The 19509-nt window shown below is 73.3% G+C and carries 18 protein-coding genes; 7 read left to right on the forward strand and 11 right to left on the reverse strand.

Annotated elements, in window-relative coordinates:
• Positions 1-39: 39 nt before the first annotated feature.
• A complete protein-coding gene (locus ACIBF7_RS08655) occupies positions 40-1110 on the reverse strand; it encodes a hypothetical protein (protein ID WP_271278283.1) in 1071 nt (356 codons plus the stop codon).
• Positions 1107-2108: a TOMM precursor leader peptide-binding protein gene (locus ACIBF7_RS08660; protein WP_148031889.1), complete on the reverse strand. Its 1002-nt coding sequence runs from the start codon at positions 2106-2108 to the stop codon at positions 1107-1109. The genes ACIBF7_RS08655 and ACIBF7_RS08660 overlap by 4 nt, the downstream gene beginning before the upstream one ends.
• Positions 2109-2598: 490 nt before the next feature.
• Here ACIBF7_RS08660 and ACIBF7_RS08665 point away from each other — a divergent pair, with 490 nt between their 5' ends.
• The gene (locus ACIBF7_RS08665; RefSeq protein ID WP_397196785.1) at positions 2599-3492 is read left to right on the forward strand and encodes a TIGR03619 family F420-dependent LLM class oxidoreductase; all 894 of its coding nucleotides are present in this window, start codon (positions 2599-2601) and stop codon (positions 3490-3492) included.
• Positions 3493-3515: 23 nt separating this feature from the next.
• On the opposite strand, the gene ACIBF7_RS08670 is transcribed toward ACIBF7_RS08665, so the two are convergent.
• On the reverse strand, positions 3516-4808 hold the full coding sequence (locus tag ACIBF7_RS08670) for an alpha-amylase family protein (protein WP_397196786.1): 1293 nt from the start codon (positions 4806-4808) through the stop codon (positions 3516-3518).
• A 35-nt stretch (positions 4809-4843) separates the two neighbouring features.
• Complete coding sequence (locus ACIBF7_RS08675; protein WP_148031892.1) at positions 4844-5878, reverse strand: helix-turn-helix domain-containing protein; 1035 nt, start codon at positions 5876-5878, stop codon at positions 4844-4846.
• Between the two features lie 106 nt (positions 5879-5984).
• On the opposite strand from ACIBF7_RS08675, the gene ACIBF7_RS08680 reads away from it, so the two are divergent.
• Positions 5985-6521 carry an NUDIX hydrolase family protein gene (locus ACIBF7_RS08680; protein ID WP_219545796.1) on the forward strand — a complete coding sequence of 179 codons (537 nt, stop codon included), beginning with the start codon at positions 5985-5987 and terminating at the stop codon, positions 6519-6521.
• A 271-nt stretch (positions 6522-6792) separates the two neighbouring features.
• Positions 6793-7773 (forward strand): SDR family NAD(P)-dependent oxidoreductase, encoded by a 981-nt coding sequence (locus ACIBF7_RS08685; protein WP_397196787.1) that lies wholly within the window; start codon positions 6793-6795, stop codon positions 7771-7773.
• A 136-nt stretch (positions 7774-7909) separates the two neighbouring features.
• Here ACIBF7_RS08685 and ACIBF7_RS08690 read toward each other — a convergent pair whose 3' ends face one another.
• Positions 7910-8923 (reverse strand): AraC family transcriptional regulator, encoded by a 1014-nt coding sequence (locus ACIBF7_RS08690; RefSeq protein ID WP_397196788.1) that lies wholly within the window; start codon positions 8921-8923, stop codon positions 7910-7912.
• A gap of 304 nt (positions 8924-9227) precedes the next feature.
• On the opposite strand from ACIBF7_RS08690, the gene ACIBF7_RS08695 reads away from it, so the two are divergent.
• Positions 9228-10319: a class I SAM-dependent methyltransferase gene (locus ACIBF7_RS08695; RefSeq protein WP_397196789.1), complete on the forward strand. Its 1092-nt coding sequence runs from the start codon at positions 9228-9230 to the stop codon at positions 10317-10319.
• A gap of 81 nt (positions 10320-10400) precedes the next feature.
• On the opposite strand, the gene ACIBF7_RS08700 is transcribed toward ACIBF7_RS08695, so the two are convergent.
• Genes ACIBF7_RS08700 through ACIBF7_RS08720 form a run of 5 tightly spaced genes read right to left on the reverse strand, consistent with a single transcriptional unit; the run spans position 10401 to position 14628 of the window.
• On the reverse strand, positions 10401-11198 hold the full coding sequence (locus tag ACIBF7_RS08700; protein WP_397196790.1) for a pentapeptide repeat-containing protein: 798 nt from the start codon (positions 11196-11198) through the stop codon (positions 10401-10403).
• 19 nt (positions 11199-11217) lie between these two features.
• Positions 11218-11862 (reverse strand): response regulator, encoded by a 645-nt coding sequence (locus ACIBF7_RS08705; RefSeq protein WP_397196791.1) that lies wholly within the window; start codon positions 11860-11862, stop codon positions 11218-11220.
• Complete coding sequence (locus ACIBF7_RS08710; protein ID WP_397197250.1) at positions 11853-12953, reverse strand: sensor histidine kinase; 1101 nt, start codon at positions 12951-12953, stop codon at positions 11853-11855. Before ACIBF7_RS08710 ends, ACIBF7_RS08705 begins: the two co-directional genes overlap by 10 nt.
• Before the next feature lie 20 nt (positions 12954-12973).
• A complete protein-coding gene (locus ACIBF7_RS08715; RefSeq protein WP_364236234.1) occupies positions 12974-13735 on the reverse strand; it encodes an ABC transporter permease in 762 nt (253 codons plus the stop codon).
• Positions 13732-14628 carry an ABC transporter ATP-binding protein gene (locus tag ACIBF7_RS08720; protein ID WP_397196792.1) on the reverse strand — a complete coding sequence of 299 codons (897 nt, stop codon included), beginning with the start codon at positions 14626-14628 and terminating at the stop codon, positions 13732-13734. Before ACIBF7_RS08720 ends, ACIBF7_RS08715 begins: the two co-directional genes overlap by 4 nt.
• Before the next feature lie 110 nt (positions 14629-14738).
• Between ACIBF7_RS08720 and ACIBF7_RS08725 the strand changes: the two genes are divergently transcribed.
• Positions 14739-15311 carry a TetR/AcrR family transcriptional regulator gene (locus ACIBF7_RS08725; RefSeq protein ID WP_148031901.1) on the forward strand — a complete coding sequence of 191 codons (573 nt, stop codon included), beginning with the start codon at positions 14739-14741 and terminating at the stop codon, positions 15309-15311.
• Positions 15312-15354: 43 nt separating this feature from the next.
• Positions 15355-16557, forward strand: a complete 1203-nt coding sequence (locus ACIBF7_RS08730; protein ID WP_271278293.1) for a Cmx/CmrA family chloramphenicol efflux MFS transporter — start codon at positions 15355-15357, stop codon at positions 16555-16557.
• On the opposite strand, the gene ACIBF7_RS08735 is transcribed toward ACIBF7_RS08730, so the two are convergent.
• Positions 16521-17189: a trans-aconitate 2-methyltransferase gene (locus ACIBF7_RS08735; protein ID WP_271278294.1), complete on the reverse strand. Its 669-nt coding sequence runs from the start codon at positions 17187-17189 to the stop codon at positions 16521-16523. The two genes, ACIBF7_RS08730 and ACIBF7_RS08735, sit on opposite strands and share 37 nt — an antisense overlap.
• Before the next feature lie 172 nt (positions 17190-17361).
• Here ACIBF7_RS08735 and ligA point away from each other — a divergent pair, with 172 nt between their 5' ends.
• The gene (ligA, locus tag ACIBF7_RS08740) at positions 17362-19449 is read left to right on the forward strand and encodes an NAD-dependent DNA ligase LigA (protein WP_271278295.1); all 2088 of its coding nucleotides are present in this window, start codon (positions 17362-17364) and stop codon (positions 19447-19449) included.
• Positions 19450-19509 lie beyond the last annotated feature (60 nt).

Genomic DNA, 19509 nt, shown 5'->3' on the forward strand with positions numbered 1-19509 from the left:
TTTCCTGACATAGTTGAAAACTGTGCTTTTCACAGTCTGTCAGGACGAATTTCGCATCCACCCCAAGAAACGGCGGACCAGAATCACCAGATAAAGCACCCAACCCGCAGCGATCACCACCAGCGCGGCCACCGGTTCCCACAATGCCCCCGAAGCCAACTCCCCCATCGCCCGGCGAACCACCGCCACCGTGATCGGCACCGTATAAAGGGCGAAAAACGCCAACCCCAGCACCCGCCCCACAACCACGAACCACGCGTACACCCGCACACTCCGCCGCGCCCCACCACCCCGCCCACGCAGATACGCCTGCGCGTCCGCCATCAAATTCTTGTTCCCCGTCGCGTTCGCGAAGACGTAGTACACATCCGTACGCATGAAGAACAGGAACTGCCAGACCACCTGCGCCAGACAGATCACCATCACCAGCCGCGCCGGCGCCGACTCGGTCACGTACAGCACGCACGCCGACCCGCAGATCAGCACCCAGTCCACCCGCATCCCCGCCAGATGAGCGCGATAGCGCGCCCGCCGCGGCACCCCCCACACCCCGGTGATCCGCGTCTGCACCACCAGGAACTGCAACCGCGTACCCAGCGACAACTCCGCCCGCACGCCCAGCGACCGCGCGGCGGCCACATGCCCCAGCTCGTGCAGCAGCACCAGCGCCCACGACCCCGCCGCGAACGCCAGCGTGAACGACAGACTGCCCGGCCACACCAGCGACGACACCCCCGGCCGCACCCTCGGCTCGGCCACCGCGGCGGCCACCGCACACCCCGTGAGCAGCACCAGCACGACGTCGGCCGGACGGGAGAAGAACCAGGCCACCTGCCGCGGCCGGATCCGGTCCCACACGTTCGGCCGCCGCTCCGGCCGTCTCATCAACCCCGCGTCCGCCAAGCCGCCGACGAAGGCGGCCACGTCCACGTCCACCCCCCGCTCGGCCCGCACCCGCTCGCGCGCCTGCGCCACCGTCCGCGTGCCGTCGAGCGCCGACACCACCGCCGCCGCCACCGCCGGCACGTGCACGAACGTCTCCCCGTTGCCGATCACGTAGTCGTCCGGCCCGTCAGCCACCACCGTCAGGAACGACAGATCGGTGTTCACCCGCAGACCCCGCACCGGTCATACCGGTGGAACTCCCTCGTCGTGGTCGTCAACGTCAGCAGATCGAGCCACACGCTCCGGCCCTCCACCGCCGGCGTGCCCGCACCCGTCAGATAGCGGAGCACCTCCGAGGCCAGCATCCCGGCCACGATCTGGCACAACGGCCCGAACGACGGGATCACCCGCCCCGGGTTGTCCCCGGTGGGCAACTCCGTCCGGCCGTAACGGGCGGCCAGCGAACGCTCCTGACACGACAGGCAACCCGTCTTGCCGGGCACGACGAGCGGCCCCACCAGCCCCACGTGCTGGTTGAACCCGCCCGTCACGAACGGCACCCCCGCCTCCACACACGCCCGGTTCACCCAGCGCGCGATGTGCGGCTGCGGCGTGTCCACCGTGCTGACCACCAGATCGGCGGCCACCACCACGTCCCGCGGCCCGCCGATGCGCCGCTCGACGGTGTCCACCCGCACACCGGGACGGTGCGCCCGCAACCGCCGCGCCGCCGCCACCGTCTTGAGCTCACCCACGTCCCCGGCCGTGTACAGGTACTGGCGATGCAGGTTGCTCGCCTCCACCCGGTCGTCGTCGACCAGCGTCAACCGCCCCACCCCGCTGGTCGCCAGTTGCAGCGCGACGGCGCCCCCGATCGCCCCCGCGCCGAGCACCGCCACATGCGTACGCCGCAGCTCGCCGAGCACGGCCGTCACCTCGGCGGCCGGCCGGAACATCGACAGGAAGAGCGCGAACCGGGAGAGCCCCGCGTCGGCCGCCAGCGCGTCGAGATCGTCGGCGGTGACCAGGATGCGCGCCTCCAGCAGCCGCGCCACGGCCGCGTCGATCTCGGCCGGAGGCACCTCGCCGAGCAGCGCGTACAGATCGGCCCGCTCCACCGGCTCACGGGCGCACAGCCGGATCAGCCGGCGCAACGGCGCCGCCGCCGGGTCGAGGACCAGGCCCGTCGGCGGGAAATCCCCCAGCCGCACCCGCTCACGCAAATCATCAATGAAAAGGGGAAAAGCCGGATTCACCTGAATCCTGGGCATGAAGAAGACTCCCGTAAGCACGAAGGCGGGGCCCTCGCAAAGAGGGCCCCGCGACAGTTCAGCAGCTGTTGCTGTTACCTGTGGTCTCGACTTCTTCGACCTTCCTGATCTCGATCGTCATGCGCGATCCCTTCATAGATCGTGTTGGCCGATGTGATCGTAAGAAGAATCATCGGCACCAGGGAGGCCCAATGACGTTCTGTGCGGCAATTGATGCCCTAAGTCGCGGAAACCTAGAATTCTCAATAACTTCGCGCACTGGTCGCGGATGGTGTTGTTCTGACGTTTGTGATATCGGGGTTGCTTCCGGCCCACCGCCTTTACAAAGTAGATCACGACAGGGTCGCCATCCCGGAGCGCGACATGTCGCCACTGTTTGGTGTATCAATGTAATGATTGACCAGAACGCCAAGCTCCCCACCAGGAGCCCGCAGGAGCCCCCGTGAAGTTCACCGTCGAGTACCCGATCAGCGCGCCCGGCTACGACCCCGCCCTCGTCCGCCCCGGCGGGATGCGCCGCGTCGTGCGGGCGGCGGAGGAGGCGGGATTCGCCGCCGTCGGGTTCACCGAGCACCCGGCGCCGTCGAAGAAGTGGCTGGACGCCGGCGGGCACGAGGCCCTCGACCCGATCGCCGCGCTGAGCTACTGCGCCGCCGTGTCGGAGCGGATCCGGCTGATGACCCATCTGCTCGTGCTCCCGTACCACAACCCGTTCCTGCTGGCCAAGAGCCTGACCACGGTCGACCTGCTGTCCGAGGGGCGGCTGACCGTGGTCGCCGGGGCCGGTTACCTGCGCTCGGAGTTCCTGACGATGGGCGTGGACATGGCCGGGCGCAACGCCCGCTTCGACGAGTCGATCGAGGTGCTGCGGGGCGTGTGGGGGAAGGTGCCGTTCGACCACAGGGGGCCGCTGTTCGAAGGCCGTGACGTGGCCGCCCTTCCGGCTCCGCTCACGCCGGGCGGGCCGCCCATCTGGATCGGCGGCAACAGCGCGCTGGCCCGCCGCCGGGCCGCTCGCAACCAGGGCTGGAGCCCGTTCATGACGGACGGGGAGCTCGCCCGTACCGCCCGCACCGCGGCGATCACCACGGTGGAGCAGCTCGCCCGGCACGTCGAGGAGGTGTGTGAGCTGGCCGGCAGGGCCGTCGAGGTGCAGGTGCGCACGCCGGCGCACCGCTACATGATCGACGGCGGTTCCGCCGAGGAGCACCGCGACCACCTGGGCCGCCTGGCGGAGGCGGGCGTCACCTCGTTCGTGGTGCGGCCGCCGGGCGCGAGCGTGGCGGCCGCGGTCGAGGCGCTGCACGGCTACGCCGAAACGTTCCGGCGGGGCTAGGGTCCGTCAGGCGTGCCCGGTAATTACCCACGGCGTCCGGGCGGACACGCAAGGCCACTGCCCGTGAGGACGGTCCAGCCGTGCGGGGGCACGAGAAGGGGATCGGCGCCGTCGGGGTGCGAGCTCTCGGCGACCGCGAGGCCCGAGATGTCCAGGGGGAACCGGTACGGCTCCGGTCCGGTGTTCAGCAGGGTGAGCAGCCTGCCTGCACCCGTGCTCTCCAGGGCCACGGCCGTGTTGGTCAGATGGGGCACGGCCGTGCGGGCCCGGGCCAGCCACGGGTGGCGGCACCGCAGCCCGATGAGCCGCTGGTGCAGCCGGTAGACCGGCCACCCCGCCGGATCGAGCTCCGCGGGACCGGCGGGGAAGGCGGGCCTGACGGCGTCGTCGCCGCCCGGCCGGTCCTCCTTCAGCCCGCGGAAGCCCTGCTCGTCGCCGTAGTAGACGCTCGGGACCCCGCCCACGGTGAAGAGCACGGCGAGCGCGTGGCCCAGGTGGCGCTCGTCGGCCAGGCGGGTGGCCAGCCTGGTCACGTCGTGGTTGCCGACGAACGTGAGCGGCTCGAACGACTCCAGCAGGGCGTCGTGCCGGTCCACCGCCCAGGCCAGCTCGTAGAAGTTGCCGTCGTTCAGCGAGCTCCAGATCGCCTTCCACAGCTCGTACTGGGTGACCGAGTCCAGCCCGCTCTCCGCCACGTAGCCCGCGTAGTCGCCGTGGATCACCTCGCCGGCGAACCAGGCCGCGGGGTGGCGCGGGCGCACCCGGGCGAGCGCCTCGCGCCAGAACGCGGCGGGCATCGCGTACGCGGCGTCCAGCCGCCATCCGGACGCGCCGCGGCTCAGCCAGTGGTCCATGACGCGGACCACGTGGTCGAGGACCTCGGGGTGGTCGTGGTTGAGGGTGACGAGCCCGGAGTGGCCCTCGAACGTGGCGTGACCGCCGCCTTCGGGCACGAACCAGTGCGCGAAGCGCGGGTCGCCGAACTTCGGATGGCCCCGGCCCACGTGGTTGAACACCCCGTCCAGGACGATCAGCAGGCCGCGCTCGCGGGCCGCGCGCACCAGCCGGTCGAAGTCCGCCTCGTCGCCGAGCCTCGGGTCCACGCGGAAATGGTCCAGCGTGTCGTACCCGTGCGTCTCGGACGCGAAGATCGGCCCGAGCTGCAGGACCGAGCAGCCCAGCTCGGCGGCGTAGTCGAGCCACCCCTCCAGCCGCCGCAGGCGATGGCGCACCGGCGTGCCGGGCGGCGGAGCCGCGGGCTCCGCGCCGGTGAATCCGAGCGGGTACACGTGCCACCAGACACCGTCTCTCACCATGACGGAACGGTCCTTCCCGCGTCGCCGCCCGCTACTCAGCCGTCGAGCAGCCGCCACGCGGTGAGGGCGAGCCTGGCCCGGGTCAGCCCGGCGGGGTCGCCGAGCTCGATGCCCAGAGTCCTGCCGAGCGCTTCGAGGCGGCGCGCGACGCTGCTGTGGTGCAGGTGGAGAAGGTCGGCGGCCTGGCGCAGGGAGCCGGTGGCGCAGTAGGCGTCGAGCGTCTCCAGGTCCTCGGGACTGCCGGCCAGGAGGGTGATCGCGGCCACGTCGGGGTTGCCGCGCAGGGAGTCCGCGGGGATCTCGGCCAGGAGCGCCAGCGCGCCCAGGTCGTCGTGGTGGACGACCGGCCGGCGCGGCGTGGCGAAGCGCAGGGCGGTGCGGGCGTGCGCCCAGGACCGGTCGGGGCTTTCGGCCGTGCCGACGCCCGCCCGCACGCCCGCCGGGAAGCGAGCCAGGTCGACGGTGGTGGCCAGGATGACGCCCACGTCGGCGAGGGGCGCGGCCTTCACCGGGCGGGCCGGGCAGATCAGGCCGCCGACCTGGTCGAGCGGGAGCCGCGACCGCACGGCGACGGCGCGGACGGGCAGGTCGGCGGCGAAGCCCAGCAGGCGCAGCGCCCGCGCCCTGGCCGCCTCGTCGCTGTCGGAGCTGATCACCAGCTCGACGAGCGCGGGATCGGCCATCGTGGTGCGGGCCGGGCCGTACTTCTCGACGACCGTCGCGGCGGCGATGGCCAGCCGGTCCAGCACCACCTCGTCAAGCGACTTCGGCGGGCCGGGGCGCTCCAGCCAGACCGTGCCGATCTCCTCGTCGTCGAGGGTGATCGGCGCCGAACTGGACGCCGGGGCGACCGGGCCGCGCGCCGGCATGCCGTCGTCCGCGACGCGGATGACCCGTCCCGTGCCGTGGAGCCGGATGCCCGCCACGCACCCGGCCAGGCCGGCCGAGGCCCGGGCCAGCGCGGGCAGGTCCACCCGGCGGCGCATCAGCGTGTCGTAGAACATGACGACCCGGAGCGCGCCTTCGACCTGCGTGTCCAGCTGCGACAGCCGTTCGGCCAGTGCCTCCATGATTCACAGGGTATGCGCCGATCGGCGCGCGGGCGGGCGTCGTGCCCGACATCTGGCGGCTCCGCCCGCTGACCGGCGACGATCCGGCGGACAGTACGATCAGCTAGTGACCGAGATAACCGAGACCTCGCCCGGCTGGCTCGCTCCCGAGGAGCTCGAGTCGGTGCGCGGCCGCATGCCGATCCTGTACGTCGACGCGGTGCCGGTGCGGGTGGACGACACGGGCGCCGTGACCCGCGTCGGGCTGCTGCTCCGCATCGCCGCGGACGGGACCGTCAGCAGGGCCCTGGTCTCCGGGCGGGTGCTCTACCACGAGCGCGTCCGCGACGCCCTCCTGCGTCACCTGGAGAAGGACCTCGGCCCGGTCGCGCTGCCCAGCCTGCCCGTGTCGCCGGTGCCGTTCACGGTCGCCGAATACTTCCCGACGCCCGGCGTGACGCCCTACCACGACCCGCGCCAGCACGCCGTCTCGCTGGCCTACATCGTGCCGGTCCGCGGCGACTGCCGCCCCCGGCAGGACGCGCTCGACCTCGTGTGGTTCACGCCGGAGGAGGCGGCCTCGCCGATGGTGCAGCAGGAGATGACGGGCGGCCAGGGCGTGCTGCTCAAGCAGGCGCTCGCGCACGTGGGCCGGCTGACCTGAGTCAGTGGTACCCAGAACGGCCTGACTTCCGCGTCCGGTTGCGCTCGCGAACCAGTGATGTGCGCGCCTCCCCCGCCACGTAGGCGACACCCGTGTCGCCCGGGCAGCACCGGTGACGCCGCCGCGGCGCACCCGCCGCAGGTCGTGCGGGCTCGTTTCCCAGCACCTCCCGTACACCCACTCCCCTCCCCCAGCGCGCGGCTTCGGACGGCTCGGCCGTACGAGCCCCCGGCTTGACCTGGAGTGCGCTCCATTCCGTAACGTCGCGGACATGACCACAGCGCAACAGAGCATCGGATCCGGCTTCGGCGCCCGCAGCACCGCGCGCGAGGTGCTGCGCGGCATCGACCTGACCGGGAAGCTGGCGATCGTCACGGGCGGCTACTCGGGGCTCGGCCTGGAGACCACGCGGGCGCTCGCGGAGGCGGGCGCCCGGGTCGTGGTGCCCGCCAGGCGGCCCGAGCACGCCGCGGAGGCGGTCGCCGGGGTCGCCGGGGTCGAGGTGGACGCGCTCGACCTGGCCGACCTCGGCAGCGTACGCGACTTCGCCGAGCGCTTCCTCGGCTCCGGCCGGGACGTGCACATCATGATCAACAGCGCGGCGGTGATGGCCGCCCCCGAGACGCGGGTCGGGCCCGGCTGGGAGCTGCAGTTCGCCACCAACCACCTGGGCCACTACGCGCTGGTCAACCGGCTCTGGCCGGCGATCCGGCGCGGCGGCGGACGGGTGGTGTCGGTGTCGTCGAACGCCCACCGCATGACCGGCATCCGCTGGGACGACGTGCATCTCACCACCGGTTATGAGAAGTGGCTGGCGTACGGGCAGGCCAAGACCGCCAACGTGCTGTTCGCCGTCCACCTGGACAGGCTCGCGGCTCCGTACGGGGCGCGCGCCTTCGCCCTGCACCCGGGCGGCATCCTCACCCCGCTCCAGCGGCACCTGCCCAAGGCGGAGATGGTGGCGGCCGGCTGGATCGACGAGGACGGCAACCAGGTCGCCGACAGCTTCAAGACGCCGGAGCAGGGGGCGTCCACCCAGGTGTGGGCGGCGACCTCGCCTCGGCTCGACGGCCTGGGCGGCCTCTACCTGGAGGACTGCGACGTCGCCCCCCGATCGGACGGAACCGCCCCGGGCCCGGGCGTCCGCCCCCACGCGACGGACCCCGACGAGGCCGCCCGCCTGTGGCACCTCTCAGCGGAGCTCACCGGCGTGAACGCCTTCTCTCACGGAGAGAAGATCGCGAACGAGTGACTCCCGTCCGGACACTCACCCGCGCCCGCCTCAGGCTCCCGTCCCGGACCCCCGCAAGATCTGGCCAGCCCGCCCTTGGCACCCGCCGCAGGCTATGACCGGCCAGATCCCGGTCGGCACTCGCCGCACGCCCCGCCTATTGCTCTAACCAGCCAATTCCGTCCCGGAAGGTTCGTACTGGGTTATGTGAGGGGGTGGTGCGGCGGTAGGCGCCCGGGGCGAGACCGTACTCGCGCTTGAACGCGTGCGCGAGGGCGTGCTCGGAGCCGTAGCCGACCTGGGCGGCGATGGCCGTGAGCGGCTCGTCGGTGTCGCGGAGCAGGCGGGCCGCGCTGGTGAGGCGCCACCAGGTGAGATAGGCCAGCGGCGGCCGCCCCACCAGTGCGGCGAACCTCCTGGCGAACGCCGCCCTGGAGAGCCCGCCCTGCCTGCCCAGCGCCTCGACGGTCCACGGCCTGGCCGGTTCGGCGTGGACGGCGCGCAGGGCCGCGTCCACGGCGGGATCACGCAGGGCCCCCGCCCAGCCGCCGGACTGCTCGGCCAGCCAGGCCCGCAGGATGTAGAGCAGCAACAGGTCGAGCAGCGCAGGCAGAGCGGCATCACCACCGGGCGCGCCACCCCCGAGGGCAGGCACCCGGCCATCCTCCTGGCCGGACAGCACCGGCAGGCCGTCACCGTCGACGCCCCGCGCCTGGCTGGACAGCAGAGGCAGGGCGTCGCCCTCGGTGGTCGGCGCCCGGTCGAGTTCCTGGGCGAGCAGTTCGACGACCGCGTGCAGCGACGGATCGCGACCTACCTTCGCGGGCAGGCGGACGATCTCGGGCAGTTCGGTGAGCAGGGGGTGCGCCCGGTCGCGGTCCATCGGGTAGCCGCCGCACAGCAGGACGACGGTCCCGCCGGGCGGCGCGGCGGGGGCGGAGGCCAGCCCGTGTGCGGCGGCCGTGGGCACGAACACCACGTCGCCCACCGCGAGCGGCACCGGATCCGCCTCGCGGGGCAGCAGCAGGCACGAGCCCTGCAGCACGACGTGGAACCCGGCGCAGCCCTCCCCTGCTGGGAAGTCCGCGGCGAAGGGCGCCTTCCCAACGAGGCGGCTGGAGTGCGGGCGGCCCACCCGCGCGGCCGTGACCGCGTCCGACAGCACATCCATGCCGGGAGCATAACGGGAGACTCTCCCGCAAAAGCGGAGCATCCTGGAGCATCAGCCGTCTTTCCGGCAAATCCCATAGCTTCCAGCGAGCGACCGCCTACGACGTAGACATGAACAGCTCCATGCGGCCGGTGACGCAGGCGCCCGCCCCCGAGCAAGTCCTGAACGCACTCGTCCTAACCTGGAGAACGCGGGAGCCGTCAGGGAAGGAACTCGCCTGATACACGTACTTTTCCCTGTTTTCCCAGATCAGAGGGACCGATCCTGATCTCGCGATCGTTCACTGGAGAAAGCGAGACCTGCGATGACCACCGACCTGAGCCTGGACACCGACCGCACCGACCGGCTGGTGGACCGGTTGTTCGAGGGCACCGTCGGCGCCCTGGAGCTCTATTCGGTCTATCTGGGCACCGAACTGGGCCTGTACCGGGTGCTGCACGAGCAGGGCCCGCTCACGCCGGTCGAGCTCGCCCACGGCGCCGGCATCACGCCCAGGTACGCCCGCGAGTGGCTGGAGCAGCAGGCCGTGGCCGGGCTGCTGGACGTGGAGGAGCCGCCCGGCGGCGAGCGCCGTTTCGCCCTGCCGCCCGAGCACGCCCGCGTGCTGGTGCACGCCGACGACCCGGCCTACGTCGCCCCGTTCGGGCATCTGCTGGCCGGCATCGGCGGCGTGCTGGACCTGGTCGCGCACGCGTACCGCACCGGCACGGGCGTCCCCTACTCCTCGTACGGGCGCGCGTTCCGGCACGGGCAGGGCCACATCAACCGGCCCGCGTTCACCCACGACCTGACCGGCGAGTGGCTTCAGGCCATGCCCGACGTGGTCGAGCGGCTGCACGCGGCGCCCCACCCGCGCATCGCCGACGTCGGCTGCGGCCAGGGCTGGTCCACGCTCGCGCTGGCCCGCGCGTTCCCGAACGCCCGGGTGGACGGCGTGGACCTGGACGACGCCTCCGTCGCCGACGCGCGGGCCAACGCCGCGGAGGCCGGGCTCGACGGCCGGATCAGGGTGCTGCATGCCGACGTGGCCCGGCTGCCCGAGACCGGTCCGTACGACCTGGTCGTCATCCTGGAGGCGCTGCACGACATGGCGCAGCCGGTGGAGGCGCTGCGCGCGATGCGCGACGCCCTCGCCCGCGGCGGCGCGGTCCTGGTCGGCGACGAGCGGGTGGCGGACACGTTCACCGCGCCGGGCGACCAGGTGGAGCGCCTGATGTACGGGTGGAGCGTCACGCACTGCCTGCCCACCCAGCTCGTGGACCGGCCGACGGCCGCGACCGGCACGGTGATCCGCGCGGGCGCGGTGCGGGAGCACGCGGCCGCCGCCGGCTTCGGCCGCTGCACCGTGCTGCCGGTGGAGCACGACTTCTTCCGCTTCTACCGGCTGGACGCCTGATCGTCGCGCCAGGAACTCGGCCTCCACCTCGTCCGCCCGCGCCCGGGCGAACAGGGTGCCGGAACCCGGTGGGTCAACCGGTTATCGACCGCTCCAGTGGGCGGGACGGTCGAGGGCGGGCGGCAGCCTGGTGGCGGTGTCGCCCTGGGCGGAGCCGATCTGGGACCGGGTGAGGAAGAGGCTGCCGGTGAGGTCGGCGCCGCTGAGGTCGGCGGCGCGCAGGTCGGCCCCGATCAGGTCGGCCTGCCGCAGGTCGGCGCCCTTGAGCTGGGCGCCGATGAGGTAGGCGCCGCGCAGGTCGGCGCCACGCAGGTCGGCGCCCTTGAGGTTGGCGCCCATGAGGTCGGCTCCCCTGCGCTTCTTGCCGCGCAGCCCGGCCCGGGCCAGCTCGCTGGCGCGCAGCAGCAGCGGGTTGACCCGCTCGCGGCAGGCGGCCACGTCGGCGGCGAGGATCTCCTGCGGGGTGGCGCGGGTGAGCCGCCCGGTCTCGTCCAGGAGCGCGCGCAGGTCGGCGTGGAGGGAGCGGGCGGCGGGGAGCGCGAGCGCCTCGGTGAGGTACCACAGCAGCTCGTGGAGCTGCCGCACCACGGGGAAGACGGCGAACATCTCGCGGGCGGACTCGGGCCGCCGCCGCCAGTCGCGACCCTCGTACACGACCTGGGTGACCTTCTGGCCGGCGCCGAAGCAGTCGTAGGCCACGCAGCCGGGGAAGCCCTCGCGGCGCAGGTCGCGGTGGATGCCGCAGCGGAAGTCGTCGCGGAGGTTGCGGCACGGCTCGCCGGCCGCCTTGTCGACGGCGAAGTCGGCGGAGCGGGAGAAGGGCAGCGCCACGCAGCACAGCCCGGAGCAGCTCGCGCAGTCGGCTTTCAGATCGTGCACGCGCGTCGTCGCCCCCGGGTCAGTCGTCCAGATAGCGCAGGATCGCCAGCACCCTCCGGCTGTAGGCGGGGGTGGCCGGCAGCTCCAGCTTGTCGAAGATGGCTTGGATGTGTTTCTCGACCGTGCTCAATGATACGTGCAGGCCTTCGGCGATCGCCCCGTTGGCGTAGCCCTGTGCCAGGCGGTGCAGGACCTCGCGCTCGCGGCCGGTGAGCCGGCGCAGCGGGTCGGCGCGGCTGGTGCGGGCCAGGAGCTGGCGGACCACCTCGGGGTCGATGACGGTGCCGCCGGCGTGCACCCGTTCCAGCGAGTCGAGGAACTCGGCCACCTCCGACACCCGGTCCTTGAGCAGGTAGCCCAGCCGGTCGCCGGACCCGGCGAGCAGCTGGGCGGCGTAGGTCTTGTCGACGTACTGCGACAGCACCAGCACGCCCACCTCGGGCCAGCTCTCGCGGATGCGCAGCGCGGCGCGCAGGCCGTCGTCGGTGTGGGTCGGCGGCATGCGCACGTCGACCACGGCCACGTCGGGCCGGTCGGCGGCGACGGCGTCGACCAGGGCGGGCGCGTCGCCGACCGCGGCCACGACCTCGTGGCCGGCGTCCTGGAGCAGGCGAGCCAGCCCTTCGCGCAGCAGCACGGCGTCGTCAGCCAGGATCAGCCGCACGCCCCCTCCTTGGGCAGAACCGCGGTCACCCGGGTGCCGCCGCCCGCGGGGCTCGCCACCTCGAACGTGCCGTCGAGGGCGAGCACCCGGCGGGCCAGCCCGGACAGGCCGCCGCCGGAGGGGTCGGCCCCGCCCTGGCCGTCGTCGGAGATGTCCACGCGCACCGCCTTCCCGTCCTCGCCGAGCACGACCAGGATGTCACGGGCGCGGGCGTGCTTGACCGCGTTGGTGATCGCCTCCCGGGCGACGAAGTAGAGCGCGGTCTCCACCTGCGGCGCCGGCCGGTCGCCGAGCCCGTAGTGCACGGTCACGGGTACGGGCGAGCGCTCGGCCACACCGGCCAGCGCGGCGCGCAGTCCCAGCTCGTCGAGCGCGGTCGGGTAGACGCGCCAGGCGACGCTGCGCAGCTCGTCGAGCAGCCGGCGGGACTCGGCGTAGGCCTGGTCGACCAGGGCGGGGGCGTCGGCGGGGCTGTGGCGGGCGCGGCCGAGCAGCATGGCCAGGGCGACGCCGCGCTGCTGCACGCCGTCGTGCAGGTCGCGCTCGATGCGGCGCCGCTCGTCGTCGACGGCGCGGACGATGCCGGACCGGGTCGTGGTCAGCTCGGCGATGCGCCGCCTCATCTGTTCCTGGACCCCGAGGCCGAGGAAGCGGGCGGCCAGGCGGCGCTCGGCGGCCACCGTCGCCCAGCAGCAGAGCGCGGTCAGGGCCAGCAGGACGGCGGCGCAGACCAGGCCGATGATCAGGCTGTCGGTGGTGAGGTTGATGCCGGGGAAGCGCAGCACCACCGGGGTGGCCGACCCGGTCACCACGGCCCATCCGGCGCCGCCCAGGAACAGCGCGCCGACGAAGCCGAGCGCCAGTGTCAGGTAGCCGCCGGCCAGGCCGGTGACCGCGCGGGCCGCGAGGTAGCCGGTGCCCGCCGTGCCGGCCTCGGCGTCGTACCCGAGCAGGGCCCGCAGCCGGGCGCGTTCCAGCGCCACCAGCCGCGGCGCCCAGCGGGCGCGGGCGGGCCAGGCCAGCGCGAGGAGCAGCAGCTCGGCTCCCCCGGTGACCGCCCCGGCCAGCACCCCGGCGAGCCTGCGCAGCATGACGTCCACGGCTGCGCAGTCTAGGCGTCGCGCCGGCGCAGCACCGCGTAGCCCGCGGCCACGGCCAGCGCGGTCCAGGCGGCGAGCCAGGCCAGGCCCTCGCCCGGCGGGTAAGGGAGCGGCCCGCCGGTGAGGTTGTCGGTGCTTCCCAGGAACGCCATCCCGGCGAACGTCGGGAGCCGCAGCGACACCTCCACCGCGGCGGGGACGCCCGTCATCACCAGCAGCAGCGGCAGCCCGAGCGTCGCCATGAACAGCGCCGCGAGCGACCCCGCCGAGCCGCGCAGCGCCGCGCTCACCCCCACCGCCAGCACCCCGACCAGCGCGTGGAAGACGCCGAGCCGCAGCAGGTCGGCCGCGGTCTCGGCGGGCGCGAGCGCGGGCGCCGAGCGGAACACCGGCGCGAGCAGCACCAGGTAGGTGGCCAGCGCGGCGGCCGCCCCGGTCAGCACTCCGGCGGCGAACAGCACGGGCGCCACCACGAGCGACTTGGCCGCGAGCATCCGCCCGCGCACCGGCACGGCCTGCAGGGTGGGCCTGATGGTGCCGGAGGCGTACTCGGTGGTGACGGCCAGCACGGCCAGCGCGATGGCCGCGTACTGGGAGAACAGGATCACCGACACGACGGGCTCGGTCGCCTGGACGTGCTCGCTCTCCATCGCCGCCGCGCCGCCCAGCGTGATCGCGCCGAGCACGCTGACCACGACGCCCGCGGCCAGGCAGAGCCAGGTGGAGCGGATCGACCGGAGTTTGACCCATTCGGCCGCCATCGCGTCCCTCATCGGGTCACCCCGTACTCAACGCTGCCGGCCGTGAGCTCCTGGAAGGCCTGTTCCAGCGAGGGTTCGCGAGGGCTCAGCCCGTGCAGCCGCACGCCCGCCTCGTGGGCGAGGTCGCCGACCCGTTCCACGGTCGCGCCGGTCACGACCAGCTCGTTCTCGCCGCGCCGGACGGCCGTCAGGCCGACGGCGGTCAGGCGGTCCGCCAGGTCGCCCGCGTGCGGGCTGCGGACCAGCACCTCGGTGGCCGCCAGGAGCCGCGACAGCGGCGCGTCCGCGAGCAGTCGTCCCTTGCCGATCACCACGAGGTGGTCGGCGGTGAGCTGCATCTCGCTCATCAGGTGGCTGGAGACGAACACGGTGCGGCCCTCGGCGGCGAGCGACCGCATCAGCTCGCGTACCCAGCGCACCCCGTCCGGGTCCAGCCCGTTGACGGGCTCGTCGAACATCAGCACCTCGGGGTCGCCGAGCAGCGCCGCCGCTATCCCCAGGCGCTGGCTCATGCCCAGCGAGTACGTGCCGGCCCGCTTGCCGGCCACCGTGGCCAGCCCGACCCGTTCGAGCACCCGCGTGACGCGCGCGGCGGGGATGCCGTTGGCGCGGGCCAGGGCCAGCAGGTGAGCCCTGCCGCTGCGTCCGGGGTGCGCGGCGCGGGCGTCGAGCAGCGCGCCGACCGTGCGCAGCGGCCTGTCCAGCCGGTGGTACGGGGTGCCGCCGACGAGCGCGGTGCCGGAGGTGGGCCGGTCGAGGCCGAGGATCATGCGCATCGTGGTGGACTTGCCCGCGCCGTTCGGGCCGAGGAAGCCGGTGACGGCGCCGGGCTTCACCTGGAGGGTGAGGCCGTCGACGGCGGTGCGCTCGCCGTACCGCTTGGTGAGCCGGTCAAGGGTGATCATGTGTTCTCACGCTAGGCGGGCGCGGGTGCCGCGACCATGGGGCCGCCCGCCGACTCGTATGGCGGATTCCCGTATTGCACAGATCAGTCCAAAACGCTACCGTACGGGACATGGCACGACCGAGGACGTTCGAGGAGGAGCAGGCCGTCGAGGCGGCCATGCGGGCGTTCTGGGAGTCCGGCTACGAGGCGACCTCGACACAGGACCTGTGCGCGGCGACCGGGCTGGGCCGCAGCAGCGTCTACAACGCGTTCGAGAGCAAGCGCGAGCTTTTCCTGAAGGCGCTGCGGCGCTACATGGAGCGCAAGGACGCCGAGCTGGCGGAGCTGCTGGACAGCGAGCTGCCGATCAGGGAGAAGGTGCGCACCCTGCTGTGGTACGCGGTCGACAGCCCCGAGGGCGAGCCGCCGGGCTGCATGGTGGTCAACACCCTGGTGGAGCTGGGGCCACGCGACCCCGAGCTGGCCGAGCCGGCCAGGCGCCACCAGGAGGAGCGGGTGGCCAGGCTGCGTGACGCCTTCGCGGCGGCGCGCGCAGAGGGCGAGCTGGGCCCCGACCGGGATCCCTGCGCGCTCGCGCACTTCCTCATGGCCACGGTCGGCGGCATGCGGGTGGCCGCTCGCGGCGGCGGCGACCGGGCGGCGCTGGAGGCGATCGCCACGACCGCGCTGCGGGCCTTCTGAGCTTTTCCCGCCCTTGTTTTGTACTGATCTATCTAAAATTGGAGTGATCATTGTGCCGCTGGCCGTCTACATCCTGGGCGTGGCCATCTTCGCCCAGGGGACGTCGGAGCTGATGCTCGCCGGGCTGCTGCCGGAGATGGCCGCCGACCTGGGCGTGTCCGTGCCGGAGGCGGGCCTGCTGATCTCCGGGTTCGCGCTGGGGATGCTGGTGGGCGCCCCGGTGCTGGCCGTGCTGACCCTGCGCTGGCCGCGCCGCGACGCGCTGCTGGCGTTCATGGCGGTGTTCGCCGTCACCCACGTGGTGGGGGCGCTGACCTCCTCCTATGGGGTGCTGCTCGCGACCCGCGTGGCGGGGGCTTTCGTGTACGCCGGATTCTGGGCGGTGGCGGCCGTGACGGCGATCGGCCTGGTGCCGGTCAGCGCCCGGGGGCGGGCGATGAGCGTGGTGGCGGGCGGGCTCACCGTGGCGACCCTGGTCGGCCTGCCGGCGGGCACCCTCGTGGGGCAGAGCCTGGGCTGGCGTGCCGTCTTCTGGGCCGTGGCCGCGCTGTCGGCGCTCGCCGCGGCCGGCGTGCTCGCCACCGTCCCGGCCGCCCGCCCGGAGCCGCCGGCGGGCGGGGAACTGCCGCTGCGCGCCCAGGTGCGCGCGCTCGCCCGGCCGCAGGTGTGGCTTGCCTGCGCCACCACCGCCGTCTCCACCGCCGCCCTGCTGGTCGTCTTCGCCTACCTCGCCGCGCTGCTCGTCGACACCACGGGCCTGGCGCCGGCCTGGGTCGCGGGCGTGCTCGCCCTGTACGGGCTGGGCTCGCTGATCGGGATCACGCTCGGCGGCCGGGTGGCCGACTCCCGGCCGTTCGCCCTGCTGTTCACCGGACTGTCCGGCGTGACACTGGTGTCGGCCGGGATCGCGCTGGGCGCGGAGGCGGCGTGGGCGGTGGTGCCGCTGGCGTTCCTGCTGGGCGGGTTCGGCTTCGCCGTCAACCCGGCGCTCAACACCCGCGTGTTCGCGCTGGCCGCGGGCGCGCCGGCGCTGGCGGCGGCGGTGAACGTGGCGGCCTTCAACACCGGCATCACCGTGGGCCCCTGGCTGGGCGGGCTGGCGCTGGCGGCGGGGTTCGGGTACGGGTCGATCGGCTGGATCGGCGCGGCCCTCGGCCTCGCTGCCCTGGGCACGGTGGCGCTGGCGCGGGTGACGCGGGCGCCGGAGGTTCAGGCGGCGCCGGTCGAGCCGGTCGGCCGCGCCTGATAGACGCACACCGAGAACGGCCGGTGCGCCGTGGTCTCCACCCGCTCGCTCACCTGGGACAGCGGGCTCGCGTGCACGAAGCGGTGCAGCCGCCTCGCCTCCGGCCACGGATGCACCAGCACCAGCACGCCGCCGGGACCGAGCAGCCCGGCCAGCTGCTCGCTGGCCCGCTTCAGCCGGTCGCGGCGGCCCAGGTAGTAGAGCGTCTCCGCGCAGAACACCAGGTCGTAGCGGTGCTCGGAGGTGAAGGTGAGGATGTCGGCGGCCAGCAGCCTGGTCCGGCCGGACGCCTTCTCCACCCGCTCGGCCGCCCTGGACAGCGCCCGCTCCGAGATGTCGAGCCCGGTGATGTCGGCGTCGGGATAGGCCTCGGTCAGCAGCTTCGTGAAGACGCCCTCGCTGCACCCGACCTCCAGGATCCGCCCGTACGGGCGGTCGGGGATCTGCGCGAGGGTGGCCGCGTACTTGGCCTGCTCGTACGCGTCCGTGCCCATGTGCCAGGGGTCGGGGTTGCGGTGCCACCAGTCGAAGTAGCGGCGCAGGAGGGCTCCCTGGCCGCGGGAGCCCAGCAGGGAGAGCGTCCGGAAGAAGGTCCGGTGCATGAGATCCCCGACGTCCTTGACACCCGCCATGCGGCCCCCTTCGGGTCGGAACTCCGGCCGTTTCATCCTGCATGATGAGATCGCCGCGCGAGCGGCGGCGACGCGGCCCCTCTCTCCGGCTCCGGTGGGAGGGGCCGCCGCGGCCGCTGAGCCGCTGGTCGGAGAGACGAAAATGTCGGTGCCGGTTGGAAGGATGAAGCTCATGACCGACACCGCGCCCCACACCGTCCTGGCCGACCGGGCCGCCTATGCCGAGGCCGTGCGGCGGGCCCTCGACGCCAACGCCGCCTATTACGGCACCGGCGAGTCGGAGCTCGACGACGACGACTACGACCGGTTGTTCCGCGGCATCCAGGCCTACGAGGCCGCCCACCCCGGCGAGGTGCTCCCCCACTCCCCCACCGGCAAGGTGGCCGGCGGCGCGGTGACCGGCGACGTGCCCCACACGGTGCCGATGCTCAGCCTCGACAACGTGTTCTCCGCCGAGCAGCTCGCCAAGTGGGTGGCCGGGCTGGAGCGGCGGCTGGGCCGCCCGGTGGCGGCCTTCAGCGTGGAGCCCAAGCTCGACGGCCTGGCCGTGTCGGCGCGCTACCACCGGGGCGGGCTCGTGCAGCTCGTCACCCGCGGCGACGGCGCGGCCGGTGAGGACGTCTCCCACAACATCGGCGCCGTCACCGGGCTGCCGCGGCGGCTGTCCAGGCCGGTCACCGTGGAGATCCGCGGCGAGGTGCTGATGACGGCCGAGCAGTTCGAGGCCGCGTGCGCCAAGCGGCAGGCGCACGACGGCACGACCTTCGCCAACCCGCGCAGCGCCGCCGCCGGCACGCTGCGCGCCAAGGACCGGCCCTACGTGTGCGAGCTGACGTTCTTCGGCTACAGCGCGCTGCCGCTGCCGCCCGATGACGACTCCGAGCTGGCGGCGAGCCTGCGCGAGCTGCCGCACAGCGAGATCATGGAGCTGGTGGCCGAGCTGGGCGTGGCCACGACGGCGGCGACCCCGGTGGCAGGCATCGTGGCGACGACGGTGGAGCGCATCCAGGAGCGCATCGGCGAGGTGGCGGCGGCGCGGGCGACGCTGCCGTTCGGCATCGACGGCATCGTGATCAAGGCCGACAGCGCCGCCGACCAGGCGGCGGCGGGTTTCGGCACGCGCGCGCCGCGCTGGGCGACCGCCTACAAGCTGCCCGCCACCGAGAAGATCACCAAGCTGGTCGGGGTCGAGTGGGGCGTCGGCCGCACCGGCGTCATCGCGCCCCGGGGCGTGCTGGAGCCGGTCGAGCTCGACGGCAGCACCGTCACCTACGCCACCCTCCACAACCCCGCCGACATCGCCCGCCGCGGCCTCAGGCTGGGCGACCAGGTCATGGTCCACAAGGCGGGCGACGTCATCCCCCGGATCGAGGCGCCGGTGGTCCACCTGCGCACGGGCGAGGAGACGGAGATCGTCTTCCCCGAGTCGTGCCCCAACTGCGCGGGCGAGATCGACCGGTCGCAGGAGCGCTGGCGGTGCGTGCGGGGCCGCGCCTGCCGCGCACTGGCGTCCATCCTCTACGCGGCGGGGCGCGACCAGCTCGACATCGAGACGCTCGCGGAGAACCGCATCGTCCAGCTGCTCGACGCGGGCCTGATCATCGACTTCGCCGACCTGTTCACGCTGACCCGCGACCAGATACTCGGGCTCGACCGGATGGGCGAGACCAGCGCCGACAAGCTGCTGGCCGCCCTCGACCAGGCCCGCGCCAGGCCGCTGAGCAGGGTGTTCTGCGCGCTGGGCGTGCGCGGCACGGGCCGGTCGATGTCACGCCGCATCGCCCGCCACTTCCGCACGATGGACGCGATCCTCGCCGCCGACGCCGAGGCCGTGCAGCAGGTGGAGGGCATGGGGCCGGAGAAGGCCACGCTCCTGGTCGCCGAGCTGGCCGAGCTTCGCCCGCTGATCGCCAAGCTGGCCGCCGCTGGGGTCAACATGACCGAGCCTGGCCAGGCTCCGGACCCCGCCGGGCCGGCCCCGGCCGGCGAGACTGCCGAGCTTCCCCTCACGGGCAAGACCGTGGTGGTCACGGGCGCCATGACAGGCGAGCTGGCGGCCCTGACGCGCAACCAGATGAACGAGCTGATCGAGCGGGCGGGCGGCAAGTCGTCGTCGAGCGTCTCGGCCAGGACCAGCCTGCTGGTGGCGGGCGAGAAGGCGGGCTCCAAGCGGGCCAAGGCGGAGTCCCTCGGCATCACCGTCATCACCCCCGACGACTTCGTCACCCTGGTCGCCGGCCACCTGACTCCGGCGACCTGACCGGATCCCGAAGACGACGTCCTGGGGTCCGGTGCCGTCACTCGCCGTGATTCGGCGGCG

The sequence above is a fragment of the Nonomuraea sp. NPDC050478 genome, assembly GCF_044458265.1.
Lineage (GTDB): Bacteria > Actinomycetota > Actinomycetes > Streptosporangiales > Streptosporangiaceae > Nonomuraea > Nonomuraea ferruginea.